This is a genomic window from Tomitella biformata AHU 1821 (genome assembly GCF_000524475.1).
Taxonomy (GTDB): domain Bacteria; phylum Actinomycetota; class Actinomycetes; order Mycobacteriales; family Mycobacteriaceae; genus Tomitella; species Tomitella biformata.
On record NZ_BAVQ01000088.1, the window covers coordinates 1 to 25464 of the forward strand.

At 66.5% G+C, this 25464-nt stretch carries 28 protein-coding genes and 2 pseudogenes; 19 read left to right on the forward strand and 11 right to left on the reverse strand.

All coding sequences use genetic code 11. The annotated features are described in order from the left end of the window. Nucleotides 1-199 precede the first annotated feature (199 nt). Nucleotides 200-538: a cupin domain-containing protein gene (locus TBIF_RS25150; RefSeq protein ID WP_084611857.1), complete on the forward strand. Its 339-nt coding sequence runs from the start codon at nt 200-202 to the stop codon at nt 536-538. Between the two features lie 225 nt (nt 539-763). Beyond that, nucleotides 764-1099 carry a ferredoxin gene (gene fdxA, locus TBIF_RS21850; RefSeq protein ID WP_024796871.1) on the forward strand — a complete coding sequence of 112 codons (336 nt, stop codon included), beginning with the start codon at nt 764-766 and terminating at the stop codon, nt 1097-1099. A 186-nt stretch (nt 1100-1285) separates the two neighbouring features. On the opposite strand, the pseudogene TBIF_RS21855 reads toward fdxA, so the two are convergent. Continuing rightward, nucleotides 1286-1552: pseudogene (locus TBIF_RS21855) on the reverse strand (integrase core domain-containing protein); the annotation flags it as partial. Between the two features lie 37 nt (nt 1553-1589). Between TBIF_RS21855 and TBIF_RS25155 the strand changes: the two are divergent. From TBIF_RS25155 to TBIF_RS21870, 3 genes are all read left to right on the forward strand, one after another. Continuing rightward, entirely contained in the window at nt 1590-1784 is a 195-nt protein-coding gene (locus TBIF_RS25155; protein WP_235174939.1) for a hypothetical protein, read from the forward strand. A gap of 51 nt (nt 1785-1835) precedes the next feature. Then, nucleotides 1836-2150: a hypothetical protein gene (locus TBIF_RS24675; protein WP_024796873.1), complete on the forward strand. Its 315-nt coding sequence runs from the start codon at nt 1836-1838 to the stop codon at nt 2148-2150. Nucleotides 2151-2249: 99 nt separating this feature from the next. After that, on the forward strand, nt 2250-2837 hold the full coding sequence (locus tag TBIF_RS21870; protein WP_024796874.1) for a class I SAM-dependent methyltransferase: 588 nt from the start codon (nt 2250-2252) through the stop codon (nt 2835-2837). A 279-nt stretch (nt 2838-3116) separates the two neighbouring features. Here TBIF_RS21870 and TBIF_RS21875 read toward each other — a convergent pair whose 3' ends face one another. Together TBIF_RS21875 and TBIF_RS25160 are read right to left on the reverse strand one after the other, a co-directional pair. Then, nucleotides 3117-3566 (reverse strand): pyridoxamine 5'-phosphate oxidase family protein, encoded by a 450-nt coding sequence (locus TBIF_RS21875; protein ID WP_038172378.1) that lies wholly within the window; start codon nt 3564-3566, stop codon nt 3117-3119. 54 nt (nt 3567-3620) lie between these two features. Beyond that, a complete protein-coding gene (locus TBIF_RS25160; protein WP_084611853.1) occupies nt 3621-3833 on the reverse strand; it encodes a hypothetical protein in 213 nt (70 codons plus the stop codon). Nucleotides 3834-3924: 91 nt separating this feature from the next. Here TBIF_RS25160 and TBIF_RS26035 point away from each other — a divergent pair. The 6 genes and pseudogenes from TBIF_RS26035 to TBIF_RS21915 form a co-directional block, all read left to right on the forward strand. Next, nucleotides 3925-4293 (forward strand): annotated as a pseudogene (locus tag TBIF_RS26035) (type I restriction endonuclease subunit R); the annotation flags it as partial. A gap of 330 nt (nt 4294-4623) precedes the next feature. Beyond that, nucleotides 4624-8343: a nitrate reductase subunit alpha gene (locus tag TBIF_RS21895; RefSeq protein WP_024796878.1), complete on the forward strand. Its 3720-nt coding sequence runs from the start codon at nt 4624-4626 to the stop codon at nt 8341-8343. Further along, nucleotides 8343-9977, forward strand: a complete 1635-nt coding sequence (narH, locus tag TBIF_RS21900) for a nitrate reductase subunit beta (protein ID WP_024796879.1) — start codon at nt 8343-8345, stop codon at nt 9975-9977. Before TBIF_RS21895 ends, narH begins: the two co-directional genes overlap by 1 nt. A gap of 8 nt (nt 9978-9985) precedes the next feature. Further along, nucleotides 9986-10630 (forward strand): nitrate reductase molybdenum cofactor assembly chaperone, encoded by a 645-nt coding sequence (gene narJ, locus TBIF_RS21905; RefSeq protein ID WP_235174941.1) that lies wholly within the window; start codon nt 9986-9988, stop codon nt 10628-10630. Further along, a complete protein-coding gene (gene narI, locus TBIF_RS21910) occupies nt 10630-11379 on the forward strand; it encodes a respiratory nitrate reductase subunit gamma (RefSeq protein WP_024796881.1) in 750 nt (249 codons plus the stop codon). Before narJ ends, narI begins: the two co-directional genes overlap by 1 nt. Nucleotides 11380-11508: 129 nt before the next feature. After that, a complete protein-coding gene (locus TBIF_RS21915) occupies nt 11509-12219 on the forward strand; it encodes a succinate dehydrogenase iron-sulfur subunit (protein WP_024796882.1) in 711 nt (236 codons plus the stop codon). A 156-nt stretch (nt 12220-12375) separates the two neighbouring features. On the opposite strand, the gene TBIF_RS21920 is transcribed toward TBIF_RS21915, so the two are convergent. The 3 genes from TBIF_RS21920 to TBIF_RS21930 all read right to left on the reverse strand — a co-directional run bounded on the left by TBIF_RS21920 (nt 12376) and on the right by TBIF_RS21930 (nt 15195). Continuing rightward, nucleotides 12376-13857, reverse strand: coding sequence for an FAD-dependent oxidoreductase (locus tag TBIF_RS21920; protein WP_024796883.1), 1482 nt, complete (start codon nt 13855-13857; stop codon nt 12376-12378). Between the two features lie 139 nt (nt 13858-13996). Further along, nucleotides 13997-14488 carry an SRPBCC family protein gene (locus TBIF_RS21925; protein ID WP_024796884.1) on the reverse strand — a complete coding sequence of 164 codons (492 nt, stop codon included), beginning with the start codon at nt 14486-14488 and terminating at the stop codon, nt 13997-13999. A gap of 26 nt (nt 14489-14514) precedes the next feature. Next, nucleotides 14515-15195 carry an SDR family oxidoreductase gene (locus TBIF_RS21930; RefSeq protein ID WP_024796885.1) on the reverse strand — a complete coding sequence of 227 codons (681 nt, stop codon included), beginning with the start codon at nt 15193-15195 and terminating at the stop codon, nt 14515-14517. Between the two features lie 108 nt (nt 15196-15303). Here TBIF_RS21930 and TBIF_RS21935 point away from each other — a divergent pair, with 108 nt between their 5' ends. From TBIF_RS21935 to TBIF_RS21945, 3 genes are all read left to right on the forward strand, one after another. Then, nucleotides 15304-16485 (forward strand): acyl-CoA dehydrogenase family protein, encoded by a 1182-nt coding sequence (locus TBIF_RS21935; RefSeq protein WP_024796886.1) that lies wholly within the window; start codon nt 15304-15306, stop codon nt 16483-16485. Between the two features lie 31 nt (nt 16486-16516). Further along, complete coding sequence (locus tag TBIF_RS21940; RefSeq protein WP_024796887.1) at nt 16517-17422, forward strand: VOC family protein; 906 nt, start codon at nt 16517-16519, stop codon at nt 17420-17422. 207 nt (nt 17423-17629) lie between these two features. Then, nucleotides 17630-18787 carry a 3-ketosteroid-9-alpha-monooxygenase, oxygenase component gene (locus TBIF_RS21945; protein ID WP_024796888.1) on the forward strand — a complete coding sequence of 386 codons (1158 nt, stop codon included), beginning with the start codon at nt 17630-17632 and terminating at the stop codon, nt 18785-18787. Here the strand turns inward: TBIF_RS21945 and TBIF_RS21950 are convergent. Further along, the gene (locus tag TBIF_RS21950; RefSeq protein WP_024796889.1) at nt 18784-19566 is read right to left on the reverse strand and encodes an IclR family transcriptional regulator; all 783 of its coding nucleotides are present in this window, start codon (nt 19564-19566) and stop codon (nt 18784-18786) included. The genes TBIF_RS21945 and TBIF_RS21950 overlap by 4 nt on opposite strands. Nucleotides 19567-19767: 201 nt before the next feature. Between TBIF_RS21950 and TBIF_RS21955 the strand changes: the two genes are divergently transcribed. The 3 genes from TBIF_RS21955 to TBIF_RS21965 are packed head-to-tail and all read left to right on the forward strand — an operon-like array spanning nt 19768 to nt 20895. Then, complete coding sequence (locus TBIF_RS21955) at nt 19768-20139, forward strand: SgcJ/EcaC family oxidoreductase (RefSeq protein ID WP_024796890.1); 372 nt, start codon at nt 19768-19770, stop codon at nt 20137-20139. Between the two features lie 7 nt (nt 20140-20146). Further along, complete coding sequence (locus TBIF_RS21960; protein WP_024796891.1) at nt 20147-20401, forward strand: hypothetical protein; 255 nt, start codon at nt 20147-20149, stop codon at nt 20399-20401. Next, nucleotides 20401-20895, forward strand: a complete 495-nt coding sequence (locus TBIF_RS21965) for a flavin reductase family protein (protein ID WP_024796892.1) — start codon at nt 20401-20403, stop codon at nt 20893-20895. Before TBIF_RS21960 ends, TBIF_RS21965 begins: the two co-directional genes overlap by 1 nt. Here the strand turns inward: TBIF_RS21965 and TBIF_RS21970 are convergent, their stop codons facing one another. From TBIF_RS21970 to TBIF_RS21985, 4 genes are all read right to left on the reverse strand, one after another. After that, complete coding sequence (locus TBIF_RS21970; RefSeq protein WP_024796893.1) at nt 20896-21390, reverse strand: TIGR04338 family metallohydrolase; 495 nt, start codon at nt 21388-21390, stop codon at nt 20896-20898. It lies immediately after the preceding gene. Then, nucleotides 21387-22211 (reverse strand): DUF2786 domain-containing protein, encoded by an 825-nt coding sequence (locus TBIF_RS21975; RefSeq protein WP_024796894.1) that lies wholly within the window; start codon nt 22209-22211, stop codon nt 21387-21389. Before TBIF_RS21975 ends, TBIF_RS21970 begins: the two co-directional genes overlap by 4 nt. A gap of 31 nt (nt 22212-22242) precedes the next feature. Next, nucleotides 22243-22800, reverse strand: coding sequence for a hypothetical protein (locus tag TBIF_RS24680; RefSeq protein WP_024796895.1), 558 nt, complete (start codon nt 22798-22800; stop codon nt 22243-22245). A gap of 97 nt (nt 22801-22897) precedes the next feature. After that, nucleotides 22898-23467, reverse strand: coding sequence for a VOC family protein (locus TBIF_RS21985; RefSeq protein WP_024796896.1), 570 nt, complete (start codon nt 23465-23467; stop codon nt 22898-22900). Between the two features lie 196 nt (nt 23468-23663). Between TBIF_RS21985 and TBIF_RS21990 the strand changes: the two genes are divergently transcribed. Next, the gene (locus TBIF_RS21990; RefSeq protein ID WP_024796897.1) at nt 23664-24272 is read left to right on the forward strand and encodes a TetR/AcrR family transcriptional regulator; all 609 of its coding nucleotides are present in this window, start codon (nt 23664-23666) and stop codon (nt 24270-24272) included. 76 nt (nt 24273-24348) lie between these two features. Continuing rightward, nucleotides 24349-25461 carry an alpha/beta hydrolase gene (locus TBIF_RS21995; protein ID WP_024796898.1) on the forward strand — a complete coding sequence of 371 codons (1113 nt, stop codon included), beginning with the start codon at nt 24349-24351 and terminating at the stop codon, nt 25459-25461. Nucleotides 25462-25464: the final 3 nt, after the last annotated feature.

Sequence of the window (25464 nt, forward strand, 5' to 3'; positions counted from 1 at the left end):
CACCAGACCTCTCCCACCTTCGACCCTAGCGGGCCGTCGAGCTGGGAAAACCCAACACCAAAACGATATAAGCCCGAATAATGCGAGCAGCGCCACCGCCAGTGGCACCATCGGATCCTCTGGGTTGGAGGAGTGCCCCCGACCTACGGCTACGCCGGTATAGATGCTCGGCGAGGTCGGGGGATGGGACAATAGCGGCATGAATAAGACGTCAATCGAAGCCCTCGTGCGTGAACTACGTGCCAAGTCCGACGCCACTGGTAAGAAAGTCGTGTCCGCTACCGTGTATGGGGGCAACGAGAAGTCACTGCGACAGACACTGATCGTCATTGCCGCGGGTGGGGAACTTGGCGAGTATGGCAGCCCCAAAGAAGCCACCATATATGTGCTTTCCGGACGGATCACTCTGGAAGCGGCATCAGAGTCAGAATCATGGCGCGGCCGCGTCGGCACACTACTTGTGATGCCCCCCGGGCGATGCAAGATCACAGCCGACGAGGACGCAGCGCTCCTCGTGACGGTCTCCGTACGCCGCTGATCAGCCTTGCCTGCATGGCTACCATCAACCCACTGTAAATAAGCTGCGACGAGATTTTCCGCGGTGCCGGGGGGTTGGCGAAGCGTGAGGCGGTGCGGCGTCCGAAGACGGCAAAATGTCAACACGACCCCGGCCCGGGATAGTGTTGACAAGGCACACCAGATGATGTGTGGGTACGGGCAGCCGGGCCCTGCGAGGGCCACGAGGGATTGGAGGCTCACGCCAATGACTTACGTGATCGCCGAGCCGTGTGTGGATGTGTTGGATCGATCGTGCGTCGAGGAATGTCCTGTCGACTGCATCTATGAGGGCTCACGGATGCTCTACATACAACCGGACGAGTGCATCGATTGCGGCGCATGCGAGCCCGTATGCCCGGTCGAGGCCATCTCTTACGAGGATGACGTTCCTGACAGGTGGGTCAGCTATATCAGCGCCAATGCCGCATTTTTCGAGGTGCTCGGTTCACCCGGCGGGGCTGGCGTGCTCGGCACCACCGACCACGACCCGGAGTGGATCAAAGCTCTTCCACCGATGGGTGCTGTTACAAAGTTGAGTTGAGCGGCGAGGAATCCAGCCATGCGACGTAGTTCTGCACCCTCGCCAGGTGCTCTCTGACGGTCTCAAAGGTCCGGCTGATGATCACCGCATCAAGGTTCGGTGACCGTGGGCAACCGCCTGGCCTTGTTGTTTTCGGTGTCAGCGCATTGCCTCCATTGTCAAGCCCCGAGTTTTGTGGACGATCTGTTAGTTGGTTTTAGTGAGTAGTTCGGCCGGGTTGGTCAAGGCGTGCAGCGCCTCGTATTCGGCGGGTGGGACGTGTCCGATCTCGCCATGAAGACGCCGATTATTGAACCAGTCGACGTACTCGGCAACGGCGATCTCGACATCGTCGATGCCGCGCCAGGCGCCCTGGTGGCGGATCAGCTCGGCCTTGACCAACGAGTTGTACGCCTCCGCCAGAGCATTATCGTATGAGTCTCCCTTGGACCCGACGGAGGCGACGGCAGCGGCTACGATCGATTCAGGATGACGGTGTTGCGTCGACCGGTTGAATCCGTCTGACCGCGCGGGCGCGCTTGTCGACATGATCCAATCGCACCTGCTGGAGGTGGTGTCGTTGGTTGCGATGGAGCCGCCCTCCCGGATCACAGGCCGAGAGTTGCGCGACGCCAAATCGGCGGTGCTGCGGGCCACCCACCGGTGGGGTGACGATCCGACGACGGCGACCCGGCATGGGCGCTAGACTGCTGGCACGGTGATTGCAGCATGTCGAATTATCTGGACGAGCAAGGCATTGGGTAAGAGCCGCAAGCACATCGTCGTCAACTTCGCCGATGTGCGCCACCTGCGCGAGGGGCTCACCGGCGGCAACGGCCCTGACCGGTTGACCATCGGGCTCTGTCCTGACGTCACGGAATTACACCTGACGACGAACACCACGGAGGACCCATTTACGCTCGAGCAGTCGAGGTTCGCCACCGAACCGCGCCATTCCGAGCTCGACGCCTACAGCGAGGTGCTTGCGGCGATCCTCGATGGGGAATCGATGCTCTCGGCCCGTGGGGACGCCGCCGAAGAGTGTGGGGGTTTGCGACCCGACCCGGGCTGACCGGTAGTGGCCCCGAGATTTTCGCAAACGCACGTTGTCCGGAGCGGGTGACCGGAGGCTACGCGGTGCCCGAGCTGGCACCGGAAACTGATCGTCGTCATGTCGACGGATGAGGCCAAGGACGCATACAGTGCGCGCGCGAGAGAAGTTACAGAAATGCTCGGCGTGCAGGTTTCCGCCGCGGACCCGAACCGCGCCGTCATCGAGCCGTGGGCTGACACGGTCAAGGGCCGAATTCTGGACGTGGGCTCGGGCACCGGTCGCTGGGCTGGTCACCTCGCCGGTCTCGGCCACAGTATCGACGGGCTGGAGCCCGTCGATCAACTTGTAGATATCGCCCGCAAGTCCCACCCTGCAGTGCTATTCCGGCTCGGCGCAATTGCCGACCTCGCCGATTCGGATGACCGCTGGGCGGGCATCCTTGCCTGGTACTCGCTCATCCATCTGGGGCCCGACGAGCTTCCGAACGCACTCGCAACCCTCCGCTCGGTGCTCGAAGACGACGGCACCATGCTCATGTCCTTCTTCTCGGGCCCGCGCCTCGAACCGTTCGATCACCCGGTGGCCACCGCATACCGATGGCCGATGCCGGACATGGCCCGCGCCTTGGGCCAAGCAGGGCTCGAGGTGATTGGCGAACGCTGGGACGGGTTGACGCCCCACGCAATCATGCTGGTACGCGTTTAGCGCCGACGTGACCGCGGTCAGAGCGGCGGCGCCATCGCGGGTGAGCGTTGCGAAGTGGCGCCTGTCGGGGATGGAGATGGTCGTCGGCCGAGACTGTAACACCGCGTCCTTCGAGCTGCGCGGCAGCAGAATCTGCAGTGTGGCGGGATCGATTCGCGACCGGCCTGCAGTGTCGCTGCGGCGGTCACCCAATGACGCACCTGATCGGTGTGTTGGAGCAGTTGCGCGCGTTCGGCCCGGTTCACAGGTGATCAGTGGCAGTCGTGCCTGCAATCCGATTCACGACGGCTCGGTCGGCGCACTTTCGGTTTCGGGCCCGAAGACGAAGCGGCGCCCGGAGACCTCGGTGAGGTCGATCGCGATGATCTCCGCCTTCCAGGTCGTCACCCAGGGGCGCAGTTTGAGCTCATCGACTATCGCGATCTCGGCCGAGTCGCTCACGATGCGGGCATGTCCGTAGGCGATGACGCTGGTGGCACCTTCTTTCGAGACTTCATCGACTTCGAAGGCGACCCGCTTATGCGCGGCGGCGGTGAACAACTTGTTGCCCGGGGCGGAGCGGATGTAGAGGGTGCCTGACTGCCCGCGTCCGTCGCGCCAGGCGTAATTCACCGGAACGATGTGCGGTTCATCAGCGAGCACCATGGCGAGTCGGCCGAAGCGGTGGGCGGCTAGAAATGCGGCCGCGTCCGGTTGGGAAAGTTCGGCCACAGCAGCATCAGAAGGCATGGCCTGAGATTAGCAGTCACTAAGTGGTCGCGGTTGTAAGTTCGTCGGGGGTGCTCATGCCGCGGTGTCGACTACGAGGTTGTCATCGAGGGTGTGCTGGTCGAGCCGGGCCAGGAACTCCGCCAGGCCGGTGGTGCTGAACTTCCATTTGAACGGACGAGCAGCAGCGTTGTAATGATCCTCGAATAGGGCAAACTGCTTGGCCGCCCCGGCACGTCCGGCAACCCGCCCAGCGGCGGCTACAACGCGGCCTACCTGTGGGAACAAGTGTGGGAACGCGAGGCGTGGGTGGACCTGATCGGCAACTTCATCCACATCGAGGGCGACCGGTTCTTTTGCCCGCTTCCAACAGTGGCACGCGGTCGGCTCGATCCTCGCCGCCACCTACATGGACGGCACCGGCGTCGACCGGCTGATCATGCACTCGCCCGGCTCGGGCAAGTCCAATACCATCGCCTGGTCCGCGCACTCGCTGTCCCGGTTGTACGACGCCGCTGATCAGCCGATCTTGGACAAGGTTGTGGTGGTCACCGACCGGCGGGTCCTGGACAAACAACCCCAAGATACCGTCGCCGGGCTCGACCACACTCCGGGCACGATCGTGCGAGTGGACCAGCACTCCAGCCAACTCAAGGACGCGCTGGAAGGCAATGCCGCCTGCATCATCATCACCACCCTGCAGAAGTTCCCCGAGGTGGCGAAGGCCGCCGCGAAGGGACGCTGCTGACGGTGAGACGAAGGGCGTGGCCGGGCGGAAACTCGCCATGATCATCGACGAGGCGCACTCCTCGACCACCGGCGACGCCGTCAAGCAACTGAAGAACGGATGACGCGCTGTTGGAGTCGGCGCGCAACCGCGGCAAGCAAAAGAACCGACCCTCCCCAGGCCGGCCGCCCCAAACACTGACAGGCAATTCATATCAAAGACGGGTTTTTCGTACGCGTCCTTGTTAGCGTCTGTAGTCAACGCCACTCGGCGTCGCGCCCTCCTAAGATACAAGCTTTCACGCCCGTGGGCCGTAGCCGTTCGCGCTGGTACTCGGCTGAAAGGGCTCTCATGAATTCATCGATGAACAGCGCGCTGACCGATACGCTGATCAGTACCCGGAGGTTCTTCCGCAAGAACGAATCGGTGGCTTCTGACGGGCGCACGCTGCTCAAACTCGGTGGCCGTTCCGGCGATGCGTTCTACCGGGACCGCTGGAGCCACGACAAGGTGGTTCGGTCCACCCACGGCGTGAACTGCACCGGCTCCTGCTCGTGGCACGTCTACGTCAAAGACGGCATCATCACCTGGGAGACCCAAGCCGTCGACTACCCCAGCACGGGGCCAGACAAGCCCGAGTACGAGCCGCGCGGGTGCCCTCGCGGCGCATCTTTCTCCTGGTACACGTATTCGCCCACCCGCACCCGATACCCATATATCCGCGGCGTCCTGCTCGAGATGTACCGCGAGGCCAAAGCTCGACTAGGTGACCCGGTGCTCGCCTGGGCCGACATCACCGAGGACCCAGAACGCTCGACACGTTACAAGCGGGCCCGCGGGAAGGGCGGCCTAGTCCGCGCGAGCTGGGACGAGGCCATCGAGATCGTCGCCGCGGCGCATGTGCACACCATCCGCAAGTGGGGGCCGGACCGCGTCGCCGGGTTCTCCCCCATCCCCGCCATGTCGATGGTCTCCCACGCCTCCGGCGCGCGCTTCGTCAACCTGATCGGCGGCTCGATGCTGAGCTTCTACGACTGGTACGCGGACATGCCGGTCGCTTCTCCGCAGGTCTTCGGTGACCAGACCGACGTGCCGGAGTCCGGAGATTGGTGGGACTCGACGTACTTGATGATTTGGGGCACCAACGTCCCCGTCACCCGGACCCCCGACGCGCACTGGATGATCGAGGCCCGCTACCGCGGGCAGAAGGTCATCGTCGTCTCCCCCGACTTCGCCGACTCCACCAAATTCGCCGACGAATGGATGCCCGCCCGGCCAGGCACCGACGGCGCCCTGGCGATGGCCATGGGGCACGTGATCCTCAAGGAATTTTACGTCGACCGCGAGACGCCCTACTTCACCAACTACGTCAAGCAGTTCACCGACCTCCCGTTCCTCGTCACACTGGATGAGGCACTTGACGCCAACGGCGAGCGAACCCACACGGCAGGCAAGTTCCTCACCGCCTCCGACCTGGACGGCGAGATCGATCCCGAGATCGAGAACCCCGCCTTCAAGACCGTATTGGTCGACACCGCCACCAACCAGCTGCGTGTGCCTCCAGGCACCCTGGGCCACCGCTACGGCGAGACCGGCGAGGGGCACTGGAACCTCGACCTCGGCGACATCGACCCGAAGCTCTCCCTGCTCGACGGCGCCGACGAGGCGGTCACCGTAGACCTGCCCCGCTTTGACGCTGGTCAGGGAAATATGGGCGTCGTCCGCCGCGGGGTGCCGGCCCGCCGAGTCGCGGGCCGGCTGGTCACCACGGTGTTCGACCTCTTGCTGGCGCAGTACGGTGTCGGCCGCCCCGGCCTGCCCGGCGAATGGGCCAGCGGGTACGACGACGCAACCTCCCCCAACACGCCCGCCTGGCAGGCCCCGATCACCGGGGTCACCGCCGAGGCCGCCGAGCGGATCGGCAGGGAGTTCGCGCAAAACGCCTCCGACTCGCACGGGCGATCCATGATCTTGATGGGCGCCGGCACCAACCACTGGTTCCACTCCGACACGACCTACCGCACGTTCCTGACCATGACCACGATCACCGGCTGTCAGGGCGTCAATGGCGGCGGCTGGGCCCACTACGTCGGCCAGGAGAAGGTGCGCCCGCTGACGGGTTACAACCAGCTGGCCAACGGACTGGACTGGCTGCGCCCACCGCGCAACATGGTGCAGACCGCCTACTGGTATCTGCACACCGACCAGTTCCGATACGACCAGTTCGGCGCCGACACCCTGACCGCCCAGACCGGTAGCGGGCAACTCGCCGGCAAGACCACCGCCGATGTCATCGCGCAATCCGCGAGGCTGGGCTGGATGCCCTCCTACCCCACCTTCGACCGGAACCCACTCGTGATCGGCGCGCAGGCGCGGGAGGCGGGCAAGCCGGCCAAGGATTATGTGGTCGAGGAGCTCAAGGCGGGCAGGCTGAACTTCGCCGCCGAGGACCCCGACGCGCCAGAGAACTTTCCCCGCGTGTTGTCGCTGTGGCGCAGCAACCTGTTCGGCTCCTCGGCCAAGGGCAACGAGTACTTCCTCAACCACCTCCTCGGCACCTCGCACACCATCAGCGCGAAGGAGACCGCCGAACAGTTCCGGCCCAAGGAGGTCAAGTGGCATGATGAGGCGCCCATCGGCAAGCTCGACCTGTTGACCACCCTCGACTTCCGCATGACCAGCTCGACCCTGCTCTCGGACATCGTTCTACCGGCCGCCACGTGGTACGAGAAGTACGACCTCTCGACCACCGACATGCACCCGTTCGTGAACTCGTTCAATCCGGCGGTGTCCCCGCCCTGGCAATCGCGCACCGACTGGGACGCCTGGCAGCAGATTTCCCAGGTATTCAGCACGCTCGCCGCCCGCCACCTCGGCAAGCAGACTGACGTCGTCGCCGTGCCCCTGACCCATGACACCCCCGACGCCATGGCCTCGCCGCACGGCCGGGTCCGGGACTGGAAGTACGGGGAGTGCGAGCCTGAGCCCGGCGTCACGATGCCAAAGATCGTCGAAGTCGAACGCGACTACACCGCCATCTCCGACATGATGCGCTCCATCGGCCCGCTCATGGACACCCTGGGCGCGACCACCAAGGGCGTCACCTTCGACGTGGGCAAGGAGATCGAGCACCTCAAGATCAAGAACGGCGTCGTCCGCGGCGGAATTGCCGACGGCCGACCCGACATCCGCCGGGACATCCAAGCCTGCGAGATGATCCTGACGCTTTCGGGCACCACCAATGGCCGGCTCGCCACCCAGGGTTTCAAGACGCTGGAGAAACGCACCGGGACTCTGCTGCATGATTTGGCGGCCGAACACGAGGGCCACCGCGTCACCTTCGCCGACACCCAGAACGGCCCCGCCCCGGTGATCACCTCGCCGGAATGGTCCGGCTCCGAGGCCGGCGGACGCCGCTACTCGCCCTTCACCATCAACGTCGAGCGGCTGAAACCGTGGCACACGCTGACCGGACGCCAGCATTTCTACCTCGACCACGACTGGATGATCGAGCTTGGCGAGGGCCTGCCGATCTTCCGGCCGCCACTGGACATGACCGCGCTCTTCGATGAGCCCGCCATCGGCGACACGCCCGACAGCGGAACCCCCAACCGCGGCATCTCGGTGCGCTATCTCACCCCGCACAACAAGTGGTCGATCCACTCAGAATACCAGGACAACCTGTTCATGCTGTCGCTGTTCCGCGGCGGCCCCGGCATCTGGATGAGCCCGCAGGACGCCGCAAAGATCGGCGTCAAGGACAACGAGTGGATCGAGGCGGTCAACCGCAACGGGGCGACAACTGCCCGCGCCATCGTCTCGCATCGGATGCCGGAGGGGACGGTGTTCATGTACCACTCCCAGGACCGGCTCATCGACATGCCGATCTCCGAAACCACCAACCAGCGCGGCGGCAACCACAACTCGCTGACCCGCCTGATGATCAAGCCCACCCACATGATCGGCGGTTACGCCCAGCAAACCTACGCGTTCAACTACATGGGCCCCACCGGCAATCAGCGCGACGAGGTCACCGTGATCCGCCGCCGCAATCAGGAGGTGCAGTACTGATGCGGATCATGGCGCAGATGGCGATGGTGATGAACCTCGACAAGTGCATCGGGTGCCACACCTGCTCGGTCACGTGCAAGCAGGTATGGACCAACCGCTCCGGGGCCGAGCACGTGTGGTTCAACAATGTCGAGACCCGCCCCGGCCAGGGCTACCCCCGCACCTACGAGGACCAGGAGCGCTGGAAGGGCGGCTGGACCCTGAACAAGAAAGGCCGCCTCAAGCTGAAGGCGGGCGGCCGCTTCCGGAACCTCGTCACGATCTTCTCGAACCCCAACCTGCCCGGGTTCGAGGACTACTACGAACCGTGGACCTACGACTACGAGAACCTGACCACCGCCCCCGCCCAGGAGCATATGCCAGTCGCCCGCCCGAAATCGCTGCTCACCGGCGAGGACACGAAGGTGACCTGGTCCTCGAACTGGGACGACAACCTCGCTGGGTCCGTGGAGAACAGCCACAACGATCCGATCCTCAAGCAGGTGGGCGACAAGATCAAGTTCGAGTACGAGCAGTCCTTCATGTTCTACCTGCCCCGAATCTGCGAGCACTGCCTCAACCCGTCCTGCGTCGCCTCCTGCCCCACCGGCGCGATCTACAAGCGGCAAGAGGACGGCATCGTGCTCGTCGACCAGGACCGCTGCCGCGGCTGGCGCCAGTGCGTGAGTGGTTGCCCGTACAAGAAGATGTACTTCAACCACAAGACCGGCAAGGTCGAGAAGTGCACGTTCTGCTATCCGCGCATCGAGATCGGTCAGCCCACGGTCTGCTCCGAGACGTGTGTCGGGCGATTGCGCTACCTCGGATTGATGCTCTACGACGCCGACGCGGTGCTCGAGGCCGCCTCCACCGAGGACGACCACGACCTCTACGAGGCCCAGCGGAGCGTCTTTCTGGATCCGAACGACCCAGAGGTCGTCAAGGCCGCGCAAGAGGCGGACATCCCCGACGACTGGATCGAGCACGCGCAGCGTTCACCCATCTGGGCGTTGATCAACACGTACAAGGTGGCGCTGCCGCTGCATCCGGAATACCGAACCATGCCGATGGTCTGGTACATCCCGCCCCTGTCCCCTGTCGTCGACGCTGTCAGCGAGACCGGCCAGGACGGCGAGGCCCAGAACAACCTGTTCGCGGCCATCGACAGACTCCGGATCCCGATCGAGTACCTCGCGGGCCTGTTCACCGCTGGCGATACCGCTGTGGTGGACGGGGTGCTGCGCAAACTGGCGGCGATGCGTTCCTTCATGCGGGACATCAATATGGGCTGGGAGACGGACGAATCGATTCCCGCGGCGGTCGGGATGACCGGCCAGGAAATGATCGACATGTACCGCCTGCTCGCGATCGCAAAATACGATGAGCGATATGTGATCCCGCCGGCGCACTACGAGGATGCCCACAAGCTGGAGAACACGGCCACCGAGTGCTCGCTCGATGTGGACGGCGGCCCGGGGATGGGCGGGATGGGCAGTCCAGAACCAGTCAGCTCGATCGCCGCTGATCCCGGCACTGGCAGTGCTGGTGGTGTCGACCGGCCCGAGGGCGTCCGGATCAATCTGCTCAACTGGAGCGGGCAGGGCACTCCCGAGGGCCTTTTTCCGGACCAGCACGAGAATGGTTCGAGCTCATGACGCCCCGGGTGCCCAAACTCAGGTTCACGCCGGACGAGCTCACTCGCACCTGGCAGGCCGCGTCGATTCTGCTGGACTACCCCGACGAGCAGCTAGTCTCTCGTCTCGACCTTCTGGCCGAGGTGGCCGCCAGTCTGCCCGCCAAAATTGGTCGCGGGCTGCAGGAGACCATCGAGAAGCTCCGATCCCAGCCTCCGCTCACCTCGCAGGCTAACTACGTGGAGACCTTTGACACCCGCAGACGGGGCTGTCTGTTTCTGACCTACTTCTCCAGTGGCGATACCCGCAAGCGCGGCTTGGCACTGCTCCGCATCAAGCAGGTCTACACCCGGGCGGGGCTGGTGCTCACCGATGACCAGTTGCCGGACCACCTGTGCGTCGTGCTCGAGTTCGCCGCGACCACCGACCAGGCAGCTGGCCTGAAGATGATCCTCGACAATCGCGCGGGCCTGGAGTTGCTGCGGTTGCACCTTGCGGAGACCGGGTCGCCGTGGTGGGGCGCGGTGGAGGCGGTGTGCGCCACGCTGCCTGCGCTCAAGGGGAAGGACCACGAGGCCATCAAAATTCTCGCCGCAGAGGGGCCGGCGGACGAGCAGGTGGGCCTGAACCCCTACGGCGCCCCTGATCTTCTACCGATGCCCGGAGGATCGTGATGTCGGACCTATCTGTCGCGGACGTGTTCTTGTGGCTTATTTTGCCCTACGTATGCCTGACGATCTTTGTGCTCGGGCATATCTGGCGGTACCGGTATGACAAGTTCGGCTGGACCTCCCGATCGAGCCAGATGTATGAGAGCCGTATTCTTCGCTGGGCGAACCCGATGTTCCACTTCGGCATCCTGGCGGTCGTCGTTGGGCATGTGATGGGCCTCGGCGTCCCCCAGAGCTGGACCGACGCCATCGGAATCTCGGAGGGCCTCTACCACTTCTTTGCCGTCTCGCTCGGCATCGTGGCGGGGGTGTTCACCATCGTCGGCCTCATCGGCCTGCTCTATCGCCGGCGCTTCACCAAGGCTGTGCTGGGCGCGACCACGTCAATGGACAAGATCATGTACCTCGCGCTCGCCGTGACTATCCTTGCCGGCCTGGTCAACACCGGGGCGGCCACTGTCAGCACCTATAATTATCGCGAGGGCGTCTCGATCTGGTTCCGCAGCATCTTCTACTTCGTCCCACAGCCGGACATGATGGTCGGCGCTCCGATCAACTTCCAGATTCATGCGGTAGCCGGAATTCTGCTGTTCGCCCTGTGGCCGTTCACCCGCCTGGTGCATGTCTTCACAGCGCCGCTCAATTATCTGTTCCGCCCCTACATTCTCTATCGCGGACGCGATGACCACGAGGGATCGCGTGCGCGCCGCCGCGGCTGGGACAAGGTGGACACCATCCCGCGCCGCCGGTAGCCGGCCGCAGACGTCAGCTCGTTAGAAGGAGCATTAGCAGTGATGCCAGTCGCACATCAGAAAGCATCCGCACAGCCACCACAGCCACCACAGCCAGCTAACACGCCGCCGCATCCCCCGGGCTCGGTCATGGTCACGCTGCGCATCGCCCGGTTCAACCCCGAGGACGATAAGGGCGCGTATTGGGACACCTTCGAGGTGCCCACGCTGCCCACCGATCGCCTCCTGAACCTACTGCTCTACGCCAAGGGCTACCTCGACGGCACACTCACGTTCCGCCGCTCCTGCGCACACGGCGTCTGCGGATCCGACGCGATGCGCGTCAACGGCCTCAACCGGCTGGCCTGCAAGCTCCTGATGAAGGACATGCTCCCCAAGGATGGCAAGCCGGTCACCATCACTGTCGAGCCACTCAAGGCCCTGCCTGTGCTCAAGGACCTCGTCGTGGACATGGAGCCGTTCTTCGACGCCCACCGTGCGATCAAGCCCTACCTGATCAACTCGGGCCACGAGCCCACGCGCGAGCGGATCCAGTCGGCACATGACCGGGCCCGCTTTGACGACACCACCAAGTGCATCCTGTGCGCGTGCTGCACCAGCTCGTGCCCCGTGTACTGGAACGAGGGCAGCTACTTCGGCCCCGCGGCGTTCGTCAACGCGCACCGGTTCATCTTCGACAGCCGCGACGAGGGTGCCGCCGAGCGTCTCGATATCCTCAATGACGTCGATGGCGTGTGGCGCTGCCGAACCACCTTCAACTGCACCGAGTCGTGCCCGCGCGGAATCAAGATCACCCAGGCGATCGCCGAGGTCAAACGCGCTCTGCTGTTCGCCCGCTAGACCTGATCGCGTCTTCAGAACGCACCATCGGGGCGGTCAACCACGGTCTCGGCCGAGCCCTACGGTGCCCGTGCACTGGCGCACCTAGAGCGTCCTTTCCAGATCACGCGCCCGGAGCCTCGTCAGGGCCGGCGTTATTGGCCAGTGGCGGCGGCGCTACTGACCGGCGGATGCGGCGACGCCGGCGCGGCGGCCGAAGAACGTGCCGTCGCCGAGCGAGGTGCCGCTGATGTAGCCCTGCGAGTGCAGGCCCGACGTGGCGCGGCCGGCCGCGAAGAGCCCGGGGATCGGGCCGCCGTCGAGGTCCAGGACGTGGCCGTCGACGGTGGTCCACAGGCCGCCGGTCGAGAACACCTCCGCCCCGCCGCCGCCGGTCCCCCCGTCGCCGTACTCCGGCGGGGCCATCCCCCGCCGGACGTCGATCGCGGCGAACGGCGACTGCAGCGGTCGCAGCCACCGCGAGGACTTGTGGAAGTAGGGGTCCTGGCCCTCGGCCGCGAAGCGGTTGTACTCGCCGACGGTGGTCTGCAGCGCCCCCTCTGGCATCCCGATCTCAAGCTCGAGCTCCGCGAGCGTCTCCGCGACGAAGTGCGGTTGCACGCCCCAGCGTTCGTCCTCCGGGACCTCCTCGTATGCCTGCTCGTCGAGGATGACCCACACCTTCAGGTTGTGCTTGTTGAGCGCGGCCACGCCGACCAGGCCCGGGTAGACGTCCTCGTTGATGAAGCGCTGGCCGACGCTGTCGACGATCATGCCGCGCACCATCATTCCCGGCACCAGGGAGATGCCGACCTGGGCGCCGGCCATGTTCTTGACCGCCGCGCCGACGGCCTGCGCCATCACGATGCCGCGGCCGTCGTCGCCGCCGTCGCTGTTGACGCCCAGGCCCACCAACCGCGGGGCGTGCTGCGCGAGCATGTCCTTGTTGTCGGCGAAGCCGCCGGTCGTGATGATCACGCCGCGCCGGGCGCGGTAGGCGACAGTGTCGTTGAAGTGCCGTGCGACGACGCCGACGACCCGGCCGTCCTCGACTATCAGGCGCAGCGCGGTGGTGTCGGTGTGGACGGCGGCTGAGGTCTTGTCGACGGCCTCGCTGAGCGCAGCCATGAGGACCTTCCCGCCGAAGCCGTCCGACGTGACTCGATGCCCGCGCGGCGCCGGCTCGGCAATCTCGTTGAACGGATACGAGTTCTCCCCCATCCACATCAGGCCGTCGTCGGTGGGCGGCACCCATGTCGGGGAATCCCACAGCGAGGGCTTGAACGGCACGTCGTGGTCGACGAGCCACTGGTAGTGCGCGCGGCTGTCGCGGCTGTAGAGGCCCACCTTCTCCTCGTCTGCGCCCGGGCCGAGCGCGGCGAGGAGGAACTTCTCCATGGCCTCGGCGGTGTCGTCGAAGCCGCACGCTTCCTGGATCGGGGTGCCGCCGCCGAGGTATACCTCGCCGCCCGAGAGGGCCGACGATCCGCCGCCGCCGCTCTGCCGTTCGAGGAGGATGACGTCGGACCCCGCCTCGACGGCGTCGAGTGCGGAGGCTGCTCCGGCGCAGCCGTAGCCGATGATCAGGACGTCCGTCTCATGGTCGTAGGTGGTGATCTCTGCGGCGTCGATCGGCGTGATGGGTACGCGTGGGCTCATAGGGTGCTCCTGGTCTCAAAACACTGGCGAGAGTTGCTTCACACACGTTAGGGATCTGCCGCGATATCGCGAGAGCGGCTGCCGCGGAGCGGGAAAGAAGATTTCGGTGGTGGGGTGAGTCGGCACCGCGGGATCGCGGCTACGACGCCTCGATGATCTGCTTGATCGCCTTCAGCGTCGTGGGTATCCCGGCCAGCGCGTCCTCGCGCCGCACCTCGAGCTGAGCGTCCGCGTCTTCTCCGAACAGCTTCTCGAACAGTGTGAAGCCGGCAGGCTCGACGGCCCAAGATTCAGTCAGCGACGTGCCGTTTCCGTCGGGCGTGATGGCGTATGACCAGCGGACCGCGTTGCCGGCGACCATCCAGGCGAACTCGGCGGGCTCCTCGGCCGCCACCACCTGCGACTGGGTTTCCCAGGACCGGCCGCCAGCCTCGTTTCGGCCGTGGAACCAGGCGCCCACCTCAGGGCGGGTCGCCGGCTCCTTCCACCAGCCCGCGCGGCAGACGGGACTCCACTCGCCGGTGCGCTCGACATCGGTCACGACGTCCCACACCTGCTGAGGGGAGGCGTCGATATAGATCGACTCCGAGTGGGCGAAGCGAAGATTGTGTGCTGCTTGATTCGTTGTCATGGCGCCTTACTGGGTGGGTTGTCTGGCTACCGCGGGTTCGGCCGCAGCACGATCTCCGTCGGGTGCGCGTCGAGCGGGGTGCGCACGGCATTGCCCACAGCCTGCGCCACGGTCACGGGCGAGAGGAAATCGTGGGGGTCGTACACCCCGCCCTCCGAGGCGACGATGGCTTCCTGCATCGGGGTGGCGATCCGCCCGGGGTGCACGGACGTCACCCGCAGGGTCGGCTCCTCCTGACGGAGCGCGTCGCCGAAGGCCCGCAGGGCGAACTTGCTCGCGGCATAGGACCCCCAGCCGGGGTTCGCGCGTAGGCCCGCGCCGGAATTGATCAGCACCACATGGCCTTTGGCGAGGCGCAGCGCGGGGAGGAGCAGCCGGGTCAGCTCCACCACGGCGAACAGGTTGACCTCCATCGACGTGCGCCACTGGCCCAGGTCGGTGTCGGCGGTGGTGCCGAGCTCGCAGAAGCCGGCGTTGTGCACCAGCACGTCGAGGCGGTCGATGCGGGCGCAGGCCTGCGCGACCGCCTCGTGATCGGTCAGGTCCACCGGCCACGGAGCGGCGCCGAGCAGGCCCACCGACAGCGCGGCCAGCGCCTGCTGGTCGCGGCCGCCAAGTAGCACGTGGTGGTCGACGGCCAGATCCCGGCTGATCGCCGCGCCGAGCCCGCCGCTGGCGCCGGTCACGAGAGCTCGCAATTTCGTCATGGTCCGAGGATAGGACGATCTTCTCCCGGTACGTGGGAGAACTTGTTCCTGCCGGGGACCGCGTCGGCGATTCTTGCGGAAAGGTATCCGATGGCGAGGAGTGGGTTGATGGCGAACAAGGTTCTGGAGATCATCCGGGCGAACGCGGACGAGCTGCACGGCGAGGGGGCGAAGGCCGAGAAGCTGGGCAAGCTCACCGACCGCACGGTGGAGATCATGCAGGAGGCGCAGACGATGCGCATGTTCCAGCCCGCCGAGTACGGCGGCCTCGAGTCCCGCCCGCGCGAGTTCGCGGAGGCCGTCATGGAGCTCGCCGCGCTCGACCCCGCCGCCGGCTGGGTGATGGGCGTCGTCGGTGTGCACCCGTGGCAGCTCGCCTACAACGACCCGCGCGTGCGCGAGGAGGTCTGGGGCGAGGACAGCAGCATCTGGATGGCGTCGCCCTACATGCCGGGCGGGCTGGCCGTGCCGGTCGAGGGCGGCTACCAGTTCAGTGGGAAGTGGAGCTTCTCCTCCGGCACGGACCATTGCAAGTGGGTGTTCCTCGGCGGATTCCTCGCGAACGCCGACGGCACCATGGCGATGCCGCCGAAGATGGTCCACGTGATCATCCCGCGCAGCGAGTACGAGATCATCGAGGACTCCTGGGACGTCGTCGGCCTGCGCGGCACCGGCAGCAAGGACCTCGTCATCAAGGACACCTTCATCCCCGAGTACCGGCTGATGACCTGGGACGACGTGGTTGAGGGTGTCGGCCAGGAGCGCTCCGGACGCACCGAGACGCTGTATAAGATGCCGTGGTCCAACATGTTCCCGCTGGGCATCACCGCCGCCACCATCGGCATCTGTGAGGGCCTGCTCAAGCTGGCCAACGACTACCAGGCGGAGCGCATCGACGCGACCGGCCCGGCCCCCAGGGACGACCCGTACACGATGTACGAGATCGGCGAGGCCGCCGCAGACCTGCGCGCCGCCCGCGCGGAGCTGCTGGCCAACTCGGACTACTTCTGGGACCTGACGGAGCGCGGCGAGAAGGCGGACTTCGAGCAGCGCGCCCAGGGCCGCGCCACCCAGGTGCGGGCCGCCTGGCGCGCCGTCCGCGCCGCGAACGAGATCTACGCCCGCTGCGGCGGCGGTGCGCTGCGCATGGACAAGCCGATGCAGCGCTACTGGCGCGACGCGCAGGCCGGGTTGCACCACGCCATCCACGCGCCGGGGACCGTCTACCATGCGAGCGCACTCAGCACTCTCGGCGCGGACCCCAAGGGCCCGCTCCGCATGATGATCTAGCACCGACCACCCGATCTAGAAGGAGAGCACCATGTCCGACATCAAGGCCCTCGGCTACATCGAGGTGCAGACCCACGAGCTCGAGCGCTGGCGCACGCTGGCCTTCGACATCCTCGGCTTCGCGAAGGGCTCCGGGCCCGACGAGGACGCGCTCTACCTGCGCATGGACGAGCGCGCGTCGCGCATCATCGTCCGCGCGGGCGAGACCGACCACGTGTCCACCGTCGGCTGGGAGGTGCGTGACCAGGCCGGGCTCGACCGTGTCCGCGCGGCCGTCGTCGCCGCCGGTGTAGAGGTGCGGGACCTGACCCTGGCGGAGGCCGACGGCCGACGCGTGGAGGCGGCGATCGCGTTCAGCGACCCCGCCGGCACCAACATCGAGGTCTTCCACGGCGCGATCCTGGACCACAGCCCCGTCGTCACCCCGTTCGGCGCGCAGTTCGTCACCGGCGCGCAGGGCCTCGGCCACGTCGTGATCCCGGTGCCGGACATCGGCGGCGCGCACGCGTTCTACGAGGACGTGCTCGGCTTCCTGCCGCGCGGCGCGTTCCGCCTGCCCACGCCGGCGGAGTACGGCCCCATGCGCATCCGCTTCATGGGCGTCAACGAGCGGCACCACAGCCTCGCGATGATGCCCTCGCCGAAGACCGGCCCGGGCCTGATCCACGTGATGGTCGAGGTGACCACCCTGGACGCCGTCGGGCAGGCCCAGGACCGAGTGCTGAAGGAGGGCCTCTCGCTCTCCTCCACCCTGGGCCGGCACACCAACGACAAGATGGTCTCGTTCTACGTCCGCGCGCCGGGCGGCTGGGACATCGAGTTCGGCTGCGAGGGCATGCTTGTCGACGAGGCGCACTACACCGCCGAGGAGATCACCGCGGACAGCTACTGGGGCCACGACTGGTCCGGCTCTGAGCCCCTGGCCGTGATGCTCTAGCCGCGGTGGGAGCCAGCTGAACAATCACTCCGATGGGCGGGGGCGGCCGATGACGGCCGTCCCCGCCCATCGCTCTTCTCAGGCCTCTGTGTTGCGCGGAGTCTCAAAACTTCCCAGCTGACGGGAGGAAGGTCTTGTGGATTCCCAGATTTCCTCGACCATGAGTGATCTGAGCCACAATATGCACTGGAGTGAATGGAGCGCGGGATGACGATCAGCAACGAGCAGTCGGCCGAGGACGAGGTCCGCTTGATTGATAGGGGCGAGGACCCCACCCGCTATGCGCGGGGTTGGCATTGTCTGGGCCTGTTGGACACCTTCCGTGACGGCACGCCGCACGCGATCGAGGCCTTCGGCGGCAAGCTCGTCATCTGGCAGGACTCCACGGGCGAGCTGAACGTCCTGGACTCGTACTGCCGGCACATGGGCGGGGACCTCTCGCAGGGCTCCGTCAAGGGCGATGAGATCGCGTGCCCGTTCCATGACTGGCGCTGGGGCGGCGACGGCAAGTGCAAGGACATCCCGTACGCGAAGCGGGTGCCGATGCGGGCGCGGACGCAGGCGTGGGAGACGTTGGAGCGCAACGGCCAGCTGTATGTCTGGAATGACCCGGAGGGCAACCCGCCCTCGCCTGAGGTGACGATCCCGGAGATTGCGGGCTACGGCACCGACGAGTGGACAGATTGGTCCTGGAACAGCCTCGTTGTCGAGGGCTCGAACTGCCGCGAGATTGTCGACAACGTCGTGGACATGGCGCACTTCTACTACGTCCACTTCGCGTTCCCGCGGTACTTCAAGAACATCTTCGAGGGGCATGTCGCCACGCAGCACATGAACTCCACGCCGCGGGGGGATATCGACTCCGGCACCAACTATGACGACCCGAACAGCAAGTTGCGATCGGAGGCGTCGTACTTCGGCCCGTCGTACATGATCGACTGGCTCTGGTCGTACGCGCAGGGGATGACCATCGAGACCGTCCTGATCAACTGCCACTACCCGATCGCGCCGAACAAGTTCGTGCTGCAGTACGGCGCGATGGTCAAGAAGCCGCAGGGCATGTCCGACGAGGCGGCCCAGGCGATGGCGAAGCAGTTCGGCGACGGCGTCAAGATCGGCTTCGAGCAGGACGTCGAGATCTGGAAGAACAAGACCCGCATCGACAACCCGCTGCTGACCGAGGAGGACGGTCCCGTCTACCAGCTGCGCCGCTGGTACGAGCAGTTCTACGTGGACGTCGAGGACATCACCGACGACATGGTCCGCCGCTTCGAGTACGAGGTGGACACCACCAAGGCCAACGAGTACTGGGAGGAAGAAGTGGTGCAGAACCTGGCGCGGATGTCCGCCGAGGCGGAGCTCTAGCCGCCCGCCATCGGGTTGCGACCGGCGGTGCGGGTGATGTCGGCGGCGACCTCCCGCACCGCTGCCGCGATCGCCCGGTGGAGTTTGTCGACCGGGGCACAGACCGAGATCGCCGCGGTGGTGGTGTGGCCGTCGCTGGTGCTCGCCCGGCCGGCCAGCACCGGGGCCGCGATACAGCCGATGCCGACCAGGCTCTCCCCCCGGTCGTAGGCGATGCCCTCGGCCCGCACCCGCGCGATCTCGACGCGCAGGGCGTCTCGGTCGGTCACCGTCAGGGGCGTCCCCGGCTTGAGGTTGGCGAACGCGGCGGAGTCGAGCAGCTCCGGCGGCTCGGCGGCGAGCAGCACCTTGCCGAGGGCGGTCCGATGCGCGGGCCGGCGGGCCCCGATCCGGGTGGTGAGGGCGCTGCCGAAGGGGCTCGACCCGATCCGCTCCCAGTAGACGGCATCGGCGCCGTCGAGGTAGGCCATGTGCACCACGTACCCAGTCCGAAGCTGTAGCTCGTTCAGGCGCGGGTAGGCGATGCGGTGGAACCAGTGGTTGCGCACCCCCTCGGAGCCGAGCTCGAAGATTCGCACGCCAAGCTCATAACGAGTGCCCACCCGCAGCAGCCACCGCTTTTGGACCATGCGGGAGAGCAGCCGGTGCGCGGTGGACCGGGGGATATCGGTGATCCGGACAACCTCGGACAATGTCAGGAAGCCGTGCTCCTCCAGGGCATCGAAGATCAGGTCGACGCGGTCCAAGGTCGACTGGGCGTCCTGTGCCGGCTCCGTCACGATCAACCTCCAGGTGGCGAGTCACCCCGTGTGGCTTCCCTCTGGTGGGGAACATACCTGTCTCCTGGGCCGGATGTGCCGCAGCCTGTGATCCACCCCCGCGCCCGGCGACGCCCCTTCCCATCGACCGGGAGGGGGCCTGCGCGATGGGTGGTCCGGACCTTAGCGTTGACAGATAGTCCCCAGCATTAGGAGTTTTCGATGGCCGCAGCCGAGCAGATTCGCGACACCGTTGTGCAGTACCTCAAGGCGGTGGCCAGCGGCGACGCGGCGGCCGTCGCGTCGCTCTACGCCGAGGACGGCACGCTCGAGGACCCCGTGGGCACGCCCCCGCGCGCGGGCCGGGCCGCGATCACCGAGTTCTACGGCGGGCTCGCGGGCGCCGAGATCGCCACCGAGCTGCTGACGCTCCGCGTCGGCGGCGACACCGCGGCGTTCCACTTCCGCGTCACCACCAAGGCGGGCGACAAAAGCTACATCGTGGAGCCCATCGACGTGATGACCTTCAACGAGGCCGGCGAGATCCTCAGCATGCGCGCTGTGTGGTCCCCCGCCGACATGAAGGTTAGCTGATCCGATCATGCAACCCATCGACTGCAGGCTGTGCGGCAACACCGTCCTGGTGGAGAAGTACAGCAACCAGCACACATCCATCCAGTGGCTCGAGGCGTCGGCGACCAGTTGCCAGCGGTTCGCGGAGCGGCTGGCCCGTGGTGACCGGCTTGGGACGGACGAGTCCTGCTCCGCGCTCAATGCCAGCATCGACGGCGCCGCGGCGGCCGGCGAGATCGACCTCTCACTGCGGAGTTATCCGACACCTGGGAAGCTGGGCTAATGCCGATCGAATCTGAAGTCCTGCGCAGCGTGCTGGGTAATTTCTGCACGGGCGTCACCGTCATCACCGCATTTGACGGTGACCAGCCCTACGGCTTCGCCTGCCAGTCGGTGACCTCGCTGTCGCTGGAGCCGCCATTCGTCTCGTTCTGCCCGGCGAAGACCTCCAGCAGCTGGCCGAAGATGCGCCAGGCCGGCAAGATCTGCATCAACGTGCTCTCCGAGGATCAGCTGGACGTGTGCCAGCGGTTCGCCTCCCGCGGCGGCAACAAGTTCGAGGGGGCCCAGTGGGAGCACGGCGCCAACGGCGCGCCCTCGCTGGCGGGCTCCCTGGCCCGGATCGAGGCGGACGTCGAGGTTGAGCATGAGGCGGGCGACCACACCATCGTCATCGCCCGCGTCACCCATCTCGAGGTGCACCGGGAGGTGCCGCCGCTGCTGTTCTTCCGCGGCAAGTTCGGCAGCTTCGTGCCCGCGCAGCCGGCCGGGGTGTAGTCAGCCGATCTCGACCCCGCCGGCTAAATACGTCGCACGCAGCACGAACGCGGCCTCGAGCCCGATGATCTCGCCGACCAGCGTCAGGTAACGGTCGACAAACGCCCCGCCGTGGGCTGGCCCAGCACCCTCGACGCCGAGGTGGTGGGCCAGCTCATGGAGCACCACCAGCTCCCGCAGCGCCCAGCGCCCGTCCCTGTCGACGGGGACCGCGATGGTGTCATTGACATAGTGCGCGGCCGTGTTGCCCGCGCGCGGTCGCACCGTCACCGGCACCGCGGCCCGGGGCCACGCCGCGATGACCCAGCGCAGGGCCAGGACCCGGTCGCAGTAGCCCTGCACCGACGCCACCGAGCCGAATTTGCGCTCCACCGGCAACGTCACGGTGGAGCCGTGCACCTCGAGGGTCCGCAGGCCGCGCTCCTCGGCGCGGTCGAACATGGTGCGCACCAGGGACTCCGCGTCGTAGACGGCGCCCCGCTGGCCGTCCCTCACGACTCCAGCTGTCCCCTCGGCCCGCCGAGCTCCGGGAGCTGCCCCAGCCGCGCGGACCGCGCGGCGCGGTCCCCCGCTCGTCGCGCATGGGAGGAGTGGCCGGCCCCGGCCCGCGCGCCGCCGCGCCAGGTGCCCCGCGCCTGGGAGTTCGACGAGTAGTAGTCCTTGAGTTCAATCTCCTTGTTGCGCAACACCAATGCGGTCTCCGAGGAAGTCGCGGGAGACGCGTCGATGGCGGCCTGCTCCGTCTCCTGCTTGGTCTCGGACAGCCTTCTGCCGATCCGCGCCGCATAGGCCGTCTGGAAGTTCAGCCGCGCGGTCACGCCCGCCACGGGCTTGCGGACCTGCGTGCTGATCCGTTGGCGCCCGCGCCGCTCGACGACGGTGCGCACGGTCATCTCGTCCCTGTACGCGCCGGAGCGGATGTACGCGTCGGAGTCCCGCACCATCTGGAACAGCAGGCTCGAGTACAGCGCCTCGCACACATCGATGTCGCCGGCGAAGCCGTAGGCGTAGATGACCGCGGAGGTCTGGGTGATGTCGCACTGCACGTCGTTGGCGGTGGCGATCGCCAGGAACAGCTGCGCGTAGGTGCGCAGCCCGCGCTTGCCGGCCTCGCCGATGGTGATGAGCCGCTGCGTGGGTGTCGCGCGTTTCTCGGCGGAGGCCGTGTGCGCGCGGGCCACGGCGAGGTCGATCGCGGCGCCGGTGGCCAGGCGCTGGGCGGCCGTCATGAAGGCCTCGCCCTCGTGCGGGTTGTCCGTGGACTCCGCCTGGCGCAGCAGTGCTCCGATGCGGGTTAGCGTCTTGTCTGGACTCACCGCCGCAGGTTACCGCGAGGGTCAGACAAACTCAGACAACGCAGGTGGCCCAGGCGCGGGCGATCACGGTCCCGTCCGGAAGCTCACAGGTCAGCGCCACGTCGGCCAGGTTCTCACCGTCGCGGGTGTAGCGCTGCAGCTCCCGCTCCGAGCACGCGGCCCGGGCGGTGCCGGCCAGGGGCACGGCGATGCGGACGCGGAAGCGCCGTAGCGACTCGGACCCGTGCGCGGCGGCCACATGGGCGGCCAGCAGGTCTGCGCCGCGGACCTCGTCGACCGACTCGACCGCCCGCGCCAGCACCGTCGTGGGCGCCTGCAGGTTCGGGTGCACGGCTGCGGCGGCGTTGGTCCAGCCCTCCGCGAGCAACCGGCCGTGCTGGTCGAGGATCTGCGTGAGCAGCGAGCCGGCGTCGCCGTCCCGGGGGCTCTCGGAGGTCGAGCGGGTGAACACCGTCGCGCCGGGGGCGGGCAGCGGGGCGAAGAAGTGGAAGTCCTGCTCGGCGGCATCCCCGTCGAGAATCCACGGGTTGGGCTGGCCGGCGTCGAGGGCGCGGGCACACAGATCGCGCGTCGCGAGAATCTGGGACATGGGGACTCCTACCTGGCCCCCCGCGGGCCGAGAGGTCGTGATCGACGTTATAGGCGACCAGACCCACCGGCGGCGCTGTTCCCGGTGCGTGGAACTGCTACGCGGTGGGGGCGGGTACCCGGCGGTCGGCCGCGGTCTTCGGTGTGACGGCGACATCCGCGTCAGTGAACTCGCGCATCCAGCAGGCGAATTCGAGGAGGATGCCGTCGGGGTCCTGGAAATAGAAGGAGCGCACGTAGACATCGGAGTTCATCTCCGTCGCCACCTGGGTCTCACTCTCGTCGTGGTTGACGATCGGGCCGACACGCACGCCGGCGTCCTTGAGCTTCTGGCGGTACTCGGTGAACTTGTCCGCGGGCACGTTGAAGGCGACGTGATTGAGGGAGGACACCGCGCTGGACCACTCGCCGAAGCCGGGCTGGGCGACGGGCGCGGAGATGCCGGGGATGCCGTCTGGGGCCTCGGGGAACCAGAAGAAGGCCAGGGAATCGCCGTTGCCGGCGTCGAAGAAGAAGTGCTGTCCCGAGTCGAAGGGCAGGTCCAGGGTCTTGAGCAGTGGCATGCCGAGGACGCCGGAATAGAAGTCCACGGTGCGCTGCATATCGGAGCAGACCAGTGCCACGTGGCTGAACCCGCTCATCTCAAACTTGGCATTCTTCGTCGCCATTGTGTCCCCTCTGATTGTGGTCTCGCGCCGGCAGGCAGCTGCCCCGGCACACTAATCTGATACTAACATCAGATTCAGGTGTAGTCTAGGTGCAATTAGTAGATTCGCCTGACCGGCGGATCCAAGGGTGAATCCGATGTTAGATTTGAGTAATCTCAGTTCGACTCCGCCACAGCGGAACTCAGGAGGAGTGAATATGACCGGGCGTCGCACCACGATTCGGGGACGTGAGACCAAGGCCGCGTTCGAGGCAGCCGCGCGCAAGGTGATCGCGGAGAAGGGCTTTCTGAATATGACCGTCGCGGACATCGCCCGCGAGAGCGGCCGGTCGGCGGCGTCGTTCTACAACTACTACGACTCCAAGGAGGACCTCCTGGCGCACTGGGCCGGCGAGTTCCGGGCGGACGCGCGCACCCGCGGCGCCGGGGCCTTCGAGCGCGGGCTGTCCAACCGGGACCGGGTCTCGCTCGGGGCCCGCGCCCACGTGGAGACTTATCGCGACCACCTGGCCGAGATGGTCGGAGTATTCCAGCTGGCGATGGTCAACGCGGACTTCGCCAAATACTGGCAGGAGCTGTGCGAGGAGGCGATCTCCGGCATTGCGGCCATGATCACCCGGGCGCAGTCCGATGGGTTCTGCCCGGGCGTCGACCCGTGGCAGTCGGCGACCGCGATCGTCGCGATGCTCAACCACTACTGCTACGAGCACTACTCAGCCGGAGGCGTGGCGAACGGGGTGGGCGACGAAGAGGTGATCGCCACCGTCACGGAGATCTGGTTCCGCGCCGTCTACTGGAAGGTCTGACGCGGGATCTAGACACCCGACGTCGCCAGTGATAGGAATATGACGTCAGATTCAGTTCTCACCTAGGAGACTCCCCGTGGCCATTCAGCGCACCTTCGTAGGCCTGCCCTCGCCAGCTCTGGGACGCGCCGGTGCCGGCGGCCATCCCTGCCAGGGCGTCTACTACGAGCCGACGGGCAAGAAGCCGAAGGTCGCGGTGATCGCCACGCACTACAATATCGACTTCTCCGAGCACTACATCGCGACCTACCTGGTCGAGCGCGGCATCGCCTTCCTCGGCTGGAACACCCGCTTCCGCGGCGACGAGGCGCACTTCCTCCTGGACCACGCGCTGGTGGACATCGGCGTCGGCGTGCGGTGGCTCAAGGAGGAGGCGGGCGTGGACACCGTCATCCTGCTGGGCAACTCCGGCGGCGGCTCGCTGATGTCGGCATATCAGTCCCAGGCGCTCGAGCCCAACGTCACGCCCCTGGAGGGCATGCGGCCGGCGAAGGGGCTCGAGGACCTGCTGCCCGGCGACGGCTATATCTCCACCGCCGCGCACCTGGGCCGGCCCGACGTGCTGACTGCCTGGAGCGACGGCGCCGTGCTCGACGAGGCGGACCCGTTCGACACCGACCCCACACTGGACCTGTTCAACCCGGACAATGGCCCGTCCTACGGCGCGGAGTTCCTCGTCCGCTATCGGCAAGCGCAGGTGGACCGCAACCACCGGATCACCCGCTGGGTCAAGGCCGAGCTGGTGCGGGCGCGCGAGGCGGGACACTACGACCGCTTTTTTGCCTTCAACCGGGCCTGGGCGGACCCGCGCATGGTCGACCCGACGATCGAGCCCACCCGCCGCGAGCCGAACCTCTGCTACGCCGGCGTGCCCGAGCGGGCGAACAAGTCGATCTTCAGCATCGCCGGCTCCTGCACCCTGCGGACCTGGCTGGGGCTGTGGAGCCTCGAGGACTCGCAGACGCGGGCCCTGCCCCACCTGGCGCGCATCACCCAGCCCGCGCTGGTCATCAACGGCGATGCGGACACCGGCGTCTTCCCCAGCGACGCGCAAGGTTTCTATGATGGCTTGGCCTCGACAGACAAGGAACTACACGAGGTCCACGCCGACCACTACTTCCTCCTGCCCGGCGCGCGCGATCTGCAGGCGGACATGATCACGGAGTGGATCGACAAGCGCTTCGGCTGACGC

Bases quoted from the DNA above. Each gene is read 5' to 3' on its own strand.
- TBIF_RS25150 (WP_084611857.1), top strand. From the start codon at position 200: ATGAATAAGACGTCAATCGAAGCCCTCGTGCGTGAACTACGTGCCAAG.
- fdxA (WP_024796871.1), top strand. From the start codon at position 764: ATGACTTACGTGATCGCCGAGCCGTGTGTGGATGTGTTGGATCGATCG.
- TBIF_RS21870 (WP_024796874.1), top strand. From the start codon at position 2,250: ATGTCGACGGATGAGGCCAAGGACGCATACAGTGCGCGCGCGAGAGAA.
- TBIF_RS21875 (WP_038172378.1), bottom strand. From the start codon at position 3,566: ATGCCTTCTGATGCTGCTGTGGCCGAACTTTCCCAACCGGACGCGGCC.
- TBIF_RS21895 (WP_024796878.1), top strand. From the start codon at position 4,624: ATGAATTCATCGATGAACAGCGCGCTGACCGATACGCTGATCAGTACC.
- narH (WP_024796879.1), top strand. From the start codon at position 8,343: ATGCGGATCATGGCGCAGATGGCGATGGTGATGAACCTCGACAAGTGC.
- narI (WP_024796881.1), top strand. From the start codon at position 10,630: ATGTCGGACCTATCTGTCGCGGACGTGTTCTTGTGGCTTATTTTGCCC.
- TBIF_RS21915 (WP_024796882.1), top strand. From the start codon at position 11,509: ATGGTCACGCTGCGCATCGCCCGGTTCAACCCCGAGGACGATAAGGGC.
- TBIF_RS21920 (WP_024796883.1), bottom strand. From the start codon at position 13,857: ATGAGCCCACGCGTACCCATCACGCCGATCGACGCCGCAGAGATCACC.
- TBIF_RS21925 (WP_024796884.1), bottom strand. From the start codon at position 14,488: ATGACAACGAATCAAGCAGCACACAATCTTCGCTTCGCCCACTCGGAG.
- TBIF_RS21930 (WP_024796885.1), bottom strand. From the start codon at position 15,195: ATGACGAAATTGCGAGCTCTCGTGACCGGCGCCAGCGGCGGGCTCGGC.
- TBIF_RS21935 (WP_024796886.1), top strand. From the start codon at position 15,304: ATGGCGAACAAGGTTCTGGAGATCATCCGGGCGAACGCGGACGAGCTG.
- TBIF_RS21940 (WP_024796887.1), top strand. From the start codon at position 16,517: ATGTCCGACATCAAGGCCCTCGGCTACATCGAGGTGCAGACCCACGAG.
- TBIF_RS21945 (WP_024796888.1), top strand. From the start codon at position 17,630: ATGACGATCAGCAACGAGCAGTCGGCCGAGGACGAGGTCCGCTTGATT.
- TBIF_RS21955 (WP_024796890.1), top strand. From the start codon at position 19,768: ATGGCCGCAGCCGAGCAGATTCGCGACACCGTTGTGCAGTACCTCAAG.
- TBIF_RS21960 (WP_024796891.1), top strand. From the start codon at position 20,147: ATGCAACCCATCGACTGCAGGCTGTGCGGCAACACCGTCCTGGTGGAG.
- TBIF_RS21965 (WP_024796892.1), top strand. From the start codon at position 20,401: ATGCCGATCGAATCTGAAGTCCTGCGCAGCGTGCTGGGTAATTTCTGC.
- TBIF_RS24680 (WP_024796895.1), bottom strand. From the start codon at position 22,800: ATGTCCCAGATTCTCGCGACGCGCGATCTGTGTGCCCGCGCCCTCGAC.
- TBIF_RS21985 (WP_024796896.1), bottom strand. From the start codon at position 23,467: ATGGCGACGAAGAATGCCAAGTTTGAGATGAGCGGGTTCAGCCACGTG.
- TBIF_RS21990 (WP_024796897.1), top strand. From the start codon at position 23,664: ATGACCGGGCGTCGCACCACGATTCGGGGACGTGAGACCAAGGCCGCG.